The sequence below is a fragment of the Corallococcus interemptor genome (genome assembly GCF_003668875.1).
Lineage (GTDB): Bacteria > Myxococcota > Myxococcia > Myxococcales > Myxococcaceae > Corallococcus > Corallococcus interemptor.
In genome coordinates this window covers 43,443-49,948 of the sequence record NZ_RAWM01000058.1, presented here as the reverse complement: position 1 = coordinate 49,948, position 6,506 = coordinate 43,443, and the positions used below count along the sequence as shown (strand labels likewise).

General features: G+C 71.8%; 6 protein-coding genes. 4 read left to right on the top strand and 2 right to left on the bottom strand.

Annotated features, from left to right (window positions below):
- Nucleotides 1-10: 10 nt before the first annotated feature.
- The 4 genes from D7X96_RS21110 to D7X96_RS21095 are packed head-to-tail and all read left to right on the top strand — an operon-like array spanning nt 11 to nt 3,603.
- On the top strand, nt 11-934 hold the full coding sequence (locus D7X96_RS21110; protein WP_121770561.1) for an alpha/beta fold hydrolase: 924 nt from the start codon (nt 11-13) through the stop codon (nt 932-934).
- A gap of 49 nt (nt 935-983) precedes the next feature.
- The gene (locus D7X96_RS21105) at nt 984-1,997 is read left to right on the top strand and encodes a DUF2157 domain-containing protein (protein WP_121770560.1); all 1,014 of its coding nucleotides are present in this window, start codon (nt 984-986) and stop codon (nt 1,995-1,997) included.
- Nucleotides 1,998-1,999: 2 nt separating this feature from the next.
- On the top strand, nt 2,000-3,109 hold the full coding sequence (locus tag D7X96_RS21100; RefSeq protein WP_121770559.1) for a DUF4401 domain-containing protein: 1,110 nt from the start codon (nt 2,000-2,002) through the stop codon (nt 3,107-3,109).
- A complete protein-coding gene (locus D7X96_RS21095; RefSeq protein WP_120548942.1) occupies nt 3,106-3,603 on the top strand; it encodes a GDYXXLXY domain-containing protein in 498 nt (165 codons plus the stop codon). Before D7X96_RS21100 ends, D7X96_RS21095 begins: the two co-directional genes overlap by 4 nt.
- A 19-nt stretch (nt 3,604-3,622) precedes the next feature.
- Here D7X96_RS21095 and D7X96_RS21090 read toward each other — a convergent pair whose 3' ends face one another.
- Nucleotides 3,623-5,341 carry a sigma-54-dependent transcriptional regulator gene (locus tag D7X96_RS21090; protein WP_120548943.1) on the bottom strand — a complete coding sequence of 573 codons (1,719 nt, stop codon included), beginning with the start codon at nt 5,339-5,341 and terminating at the stop codon, nt 3,623-3,625.
- A 373-nt stretch (nt 5,342-5,714) separates the two neighbouring features.
- Nucleotides 5,715-6,506 (bottom strand): class I SAM-dependent methyltransferase, encoded by a 792-nt coding sequence (locus D7X96_RS21085; protein ID WP_120548944.1) that lies wholly within the window; start codon nt 6,504-6,506, stop codon nt 5,715-5,717.

Sequence of the window (6,506 nt, the reverse complement as noted above, 5' to 3'; positions counted from 1 at the left end):
TCCTTCGAGGATCCGTACCGCGCCGCCGCCCCCCGTGGGCCCGGTCGAGACAGGCCTGTTGGCCCAATTGGCCCCGGCCGTGGTGCCCCAGGTGCACTGGCTGCCCGGGGGCGGCGGCGCGGTACGGATCCTCGAAGGAGGCCCTGGCCCCGGGGACGGGGCGCGCTCCACGGTCGTCTTCCTCCACGGGCGTGGGCACGCGGCGACCCACTGGTTCGCGTACCTGACGGCGCTGGCCCGGTACCACCGGGTGCTGGCCCTGGACCTGCCCGGTTTCGGTCAATCCACCCCGGCCGACGTGCCCGTGCGGTCCGCCGAGGACGCGGTGCGCTTCTTCACGGCGCCGGTGGAGGAGGCCCTGGGCATGCTGGCGACAGGGCCGGTGTCGGTGGTGGGTCACTCGCTGGGCGGGCTGGTGGCGCTGGAGCTCGCGCTGCGCGGCGCGGTGCCGGTGGAGCGGCTGGCGCTGGTGGACGCGATGGGGCTGGGCCCGGACATGCCGCGCGCCTCGCGCCTGTTCTTCCGAGCGGGGCCGGAGCGGCTGGCGCGCAACCTGGGCCCCTGGGCGATGGCGCGGATGCTGCCGCCGCCGCCCACGCCGCTGGGAGAGAAGCTGGGACAGCTGGGCTATGAGCTGTTGAGCGTGCCCGGAGGGAGGCCCGAAGCCGCGCACGCCTTCAACGCGCTGGTGCCGCTGACGGGCCCGGTGTTCCACCGCCGCGAGCGGCTGGGCGAGGTGAAGGTCCCCGTGCTGCTCGTCTGGGGCGAGCGCGACGAGACGCTGCCCGTCTCCCTGGCGGACGAGGCCGCGCGCGGGCTTCCCCAGGCCCGCGTGCTGCGCGTGGACTGCGGACACAGTCCGCAACTGGAGCATCCCGAGCGCGTGCTCCCCGAGCTGAAGGCCTTCCTGGACGCGGAGCGCTCCGGGACGTGAGCGTGCCCGACGTCCCCGGCGTCATGCGAACCGGGTACAGTCCTCCGCCGTGCCGAAAGACTTCCTCGACCTGGAGGCGACGCCGGAGCGGCTGCACGCGCTGGCGGACGCCGGAATCCTGAGCCCGGACGCGTACGGGCGCGCGCTGCACCTGGCGGTCGCATCGCCGGCGCGGCCCGCGTGGCGCGCGTTCCTGTCCACGACGTTGATGGCCCTGGGCTCGCTGCTGGTGCTGGCGGGCGTGGTGTACTTCTTCGCCTACAACTGGGCGGACATGGGGCGCTTCACCAAGCTGGGCCTCATCTGCCTGGGCATGGCCGGGGCGGCGGTGGGCGCGTGGCGGCTGGGTGACCGGCCGGCGGGCCAGTTCGCGCTGCTCGCGGCCGCGGTGCTGGTGGGGCCACTGCTCGCCGTGTACGGGCAGGCGTACCAGACGGGCGCGGATCCGTATGAGCTGTTCATCGGGTGGTGCGTGCTCATCCTGCCGTGGGTGGCGCTGGCGCGCTTCACGCCGCTGTGGATGCTCCAGCTGGTGCTGGTGAACACCGGCGTCATCCTCTTCTGGGGCCAGCGCATGGGGCACTCCGACGCGCACGAGGCGCGGCTGGCGCTGGTGCTGGGGCTGCTCAACGGCTTCGCCTGGGCGACGTACGAGCACTTCGCCAACCTGAAGGTGTCCTGGCTCCAGGGCCGGTGGATGCCCCGCGTGCTGTCGCTCATGACGCTGATACCGCTGGTGGGGCTGGGCTGCCTGTTCATCGTGGGCGAAGGGCATGGCCGCACGCTCGAGTCCGGCGTGGGCCTGCTGCTGGTGCTGGGCGCGCTGGTGGCCATCTACGCGCTGCACCGGCACCTTCACGGAGAGCTGTTCCTGCTCACCGTGGGCGCGGTGAGCGTCATCACGCTCGTCACCACGGCGGCGGGCTACTTCTTCATCGAAGTGACTCACGCCGAGGAGATGACCCTCTTCTTCCTGCCCCTGCTGCTCATCGGTGAGGTGGGCCTCGCCGTCTACTGGCTGCGCCACGAGTCGCAGGCCACGGGCGTTTCGGAGGAGACCTGAACATGGCCCTGCGACCGACCATTCAAGACGTGCTGACGGGACTCAAGGCCGAGGGCCACGTGGACGCGGAGGTGGACGCGCGCGCCCGCACCACCCTGGAGGTCCGGCAGAAGGCGCAGGGCGCCTCGCCGTGGTACGTGAAGGCGCTGTCCGGCGGTGGCGCGTGGCTGTCCGCCGTCCTCCTGCTGAGCTTCTTCGCCTGCGTGGGCCTGTGGAAGGAGGAGGTGGCGCTGCTCGGCCTGGGGCTCGCGCTGGCGGTGGGCGCGGTGTTCCTGCGCAGGGCGACCCGGGGCCCCTTCATGGAGCAGCTCGCGCTGGCCCTGTGCATGGCGGGCGTGGGCGCGTTCCTGGTGGGGCTGGGAGAGCTGGACCTGGGGACCGTGGCCATTTCGCTCGCGGGGGTGGTGGCGTCCCTGGTGCTGCTCGCCGTGTTCCCGGACGTCATCCTCTACTTCCTGGCGACCGTAGGGGTCTGCGCGTCCGTGGGCGCGCTGGTGCTCGAGGTCGTGGGGGGGGCGGCCGTGGACCTGTGGATGCTCGTGTGCGCCGCGGCGCTCTCCGGCCTGCTGCTGCATGAATCCCAGCTGCGGCGCGGCCCCCTGGGCGCCCGCGTGGGTCCCATCGCCTTCGCGCTCGCGTGCGCCGTCCCCGGGTGGCTGCTGTTCCGCAACTGGGAGGCTTCACAGGAGGGCTTCCACTACGTCTTCCGCTTCGAGAGCGGGTTCCTCCCCAGCGCGTACCTCTCCATCGCGCTGGCGCTCCTCGCGCTGTGGACGGGGTGGCGGGTGCTGCGCGAGCTGGGGCTTGCGAATGACAAGCGCATCTGGATTCCGGCCGTCTGCGCGCTCGTGCTGCTCACGCTGATGACGCTGAGCACGCCGGGCGTGCTGGTGGCGGTGCTGATGCTGACGCTCGGCTTCCACCGCCGCAGCCGCGTGATGCTGGGGCTGGCGGTGGCGTTCCTGCTGACGTTCGGCGCGTATTACTACTACGACCTGCGCATCACGCTGCTGGCCAAGGCGCTCGCGCTCCTGGGCAGCGGCCTGGTGCTCCTGGGTGTCCGGCAGTTCTTCCTGCGGCGGCAGCCCGCCGTGCTCGCGGAGGCCCCATGAAACGCACCGCCGTCATCTTCGGGGGGCTCGCGCTGGTGTTCGTCGCGCTCGCCTTCCTCGTCGTGCAGAAGGAGACCGTGCTCGCGCGGGGGCAGCCGGTGCTGCTGCGGCTGGCCCCGGTGGACCCGCGCTCGCTCATCCAGGGCGATTACATGGTGCTCGACTACGCCATCAACCAGGGCTGGCGAGAGGGCCGCGAGCAGCCGCAGGAGGATGGCAACGTGGTGCTGCGCCTGGACGAGCACAACGTGGGCGAGTTCGTGCGCTACGAGACGCCGGGCACCGCGCTTGGGCCCGGCGAGGTGCGCCTGCGCTTCCGCATCCGCAACTCGCAGATGCGCCTGGGCGCGGAGGCCTTCTTCTTCCAGGAGGGCCACGCGGAGCGCTACGCGAACGCGCGCTACGGAGAGCTGCGCGTGATGGACAACGGCACCAGCGTGCTGGTGGGCCTGCGCGACGAGAACCACCAGCCGCTGGGCAGCGCCATCCACTGAGGGCGCGCCCCCCGCGGCGTCAGTAAGAGTCCTCGTTCTCCAGCAGGTCGGCGAAGGGAGAGCCCCCTTCGCCCAGCGCCTTGTAGAGGCCGTCCACCTTCTCCAGCTCGCGCTTGAGCGCCTTGTGGTGGTTGCGGTTCTTCACCAGGCTCTCGCGGCCCAGCAGGCGGAACGCCTCGTCGCGGCCCACCTGGCGGATGGCCATGCCCAGCACCAGCCCGCGGAAGCTGTCCGCGAAGTCCAGGTCCAGCGAGCTGCGCCTGCGCGCCTCGCCCACGAAGGCCTGCGCCGCGGCCCGCAGCGCCTCCGGCAGCGGACGGCCGCCGGGGGCCTGCTCGTAGCCCAGCGCCTGCGAGACGTGCTTCTCCTGGAGCACCAGGTCGCCGGTGCCGCCGGCGTGGTCCACCATCGCCATGGAGTACGCACGGCGCACGATGTTGTCCAACTGCCGCAGGTTGCCCGGCCAGGAGCTGGTGCTGAGCAGCAGCTCCGCCTCCGGGGCCAGCCGCGCGGAGCCCTCCGCCGGCCGCTCGCGGTGACGGCGGTTCACCATGTACCGCGCCCAGAGGGGAATCTCGTCCTGCCGGTCCTGCAGGGGCGGCATGCGCACCGGCAGCACGTTCACGCGGTAGTACAGGTCCTCGCGGAAGCGGCCGGCGCGCACCTGCGCGTGCAGGTCCGCGTTGGTGCCGATGATGAAGCGCACGTCCGCGAGCTTCTCTCCGGTGCCCTCGCCCAGCGGCCGGTAGCTGCGCGACTCCAGCAGGTGCAGCAGGCCCGCCTGCGCCTTCAGCGACAGCTTGTCGATTTCGTCGATGAACAGCGTGCCGCCATCCGAGCGGGCCACCACGCCCGGCGCGTCGCGCACGGCGCCGGTGAACGCGCCCTTCTTCCAGCCGAAGAGCTCCGCCATCTGGAGGTCCTCCGGCACCGTCACCAGGTCCAGCGTCTCGAAGGGCTTACCCCGGCGGCCGGAGCGCTCATGGCACCAGCGCGCCAGGCGAGACTTGCCCGCGCCCGTGGCGCCGCTCACGAGGATGGTCTCGTCCTGGAGCGCGAAGGTGCGGAGAATCGGCAGCAGCTCCGCCATGGAGCGGCCCACCACGGGGAGGAACTCGTCCACCTCCGGCGTGGCCACCGGCCGCTGCGGCAGCGCGGTGAGGTACGGCGCGGCGATGTCCGTGAGCAGCTGGAGCAGGTCCCCGGCCTCGCGCCAGACGAACTCCTGCCCCATGGCGGCCAGGCAGTCCGCCTCCAGCGAAATCATGCCCTCCATGCCCGAGGGCGTGCGCAGGGGCAGCACGCAGACGTGCGTCGCGTGGCGGCCCAGGAAGCGCTGCTTGCTTTCGTTGCTGTGGAAGCCCGCGAGGCCCGGGTCGCCCGTCACCGGCGCGTCCGGCGCGTGCGGCTGCACCGTGCCGATGTTCACGTCGATGGACACCGCGCACCGGTGCTCCACCACCGCGCGCCACGCCGTGGCGGAGGTGAAGAAGGGCGTGCCGACACCGGCGTCCGTCACCTCGCGCGCGCCCACGTCCAGCGCCGCCAGCCGGCGGTACGCCTCGCCAGGACGCAGGTGGACGATGCCGCGCAGGACCCGGGCCCGGCCCGCGTAGCGGCTGGACGCCACCGCGGCTTCCGCCACGGCCAGCATCCGGCGCAACGTGGCCGCCGCCGCGGTCTCGAAGTCCTTGGAGTCCCTGAGCGCAGCCATCAGCTGCGCCAACTCGTCTCGCATCCGCTCGCCTCCCTGCGGAAGCCACGCCACCGCCGACCGGCGAAGCCGTCCCGAAAACAGACGCCGACTCTATCGGAGATAACGGGGAGGTGCGGATTCAGATGGAGAGCGCGGAAGGAGCGGCCCCTCCTTCCGCGCTCCGGGTGCATCTGGATGCGGTACACGCCGTTGCCGGCGCGTATGGCCAGACGCATTGCGGGCGGCGTGCCAGCGACAGGGCCCAATGATTTCGCGGGTTCCTGCGAAGCCCCACGTCAAACTGCGTCCCAATGGAACGCAACCGCGTCCGGACAGGACGCAAAAACCCCTGACGCTTGAGCCCCAAAACCTGACGGACCGCGCGCCTCCCCAGCAGGGAGGCGGCCGGGTCATTTCACACCAATCCGTCTGGCTTCAGCACGAAGACGCGGTCCAGGCGCGGGCTGCCGCGTCCCACGGGCGAGTCCAGGTCGTAGTCGAAGTCGAACGTGGCCACCGCGCGCAGGCCGGACTTGCGGAACAGGCGCTTCGCCTGGGCCTCGTCGTAGGTGCGGAAGTACCAGGTCGTTTCGATGAGCCAGTCCTTGTCCGGCCCGGTGACGCGCAGCCGGTTGCGCATGGGCGAGCGGCGCAGGCGCTGCTCCGGCAGGCCCTCGTGCGTGTTGCACACGACCTTGTCCGGACCCACCTGCCCCACCCAGCGCTCGTGCTCCGGACCGGAGCGCGCGTAGTCCGTGAGGTGGAAGCCCAGCACGTAGATGCCGTCCGGCTTGAGCAGGCGGCGAGTGCCGGTGAGGTGCTCCACCGCGGCCTTCTCGCTGTCCAGGTAGCGGAAGGTGGAGACCAGCGTGTGGGCCAGGTCCACGCGCCCCTCCAGCGCCGGGTCGAAGAAGTCCTCCATGCGCGCCTGGGACAGCTTCACGCGGCGGCGCTCGGCGGGGGACAGGCGCTTGCGCGCGTGCGCGAGCATGGCCTCCGACAAGTCATAGCCCGCGACCTTCAGGCCCCGGCTCGCGGCCTCCGCCACCAGCCGGCCCGCGCCGCACGCGGGCTCCAGCCACTGGTTGCCGCCGGTGCCGAAGCGCCGGCTCAGCGCCTGGAGGAAGTCCGCCTCCCGCACGGTGTCCGTGCCGAAGATGGCCTCGTAGTACTCCGGGTGCTCGTACCAGTCCTTGCGTCTTTCCAT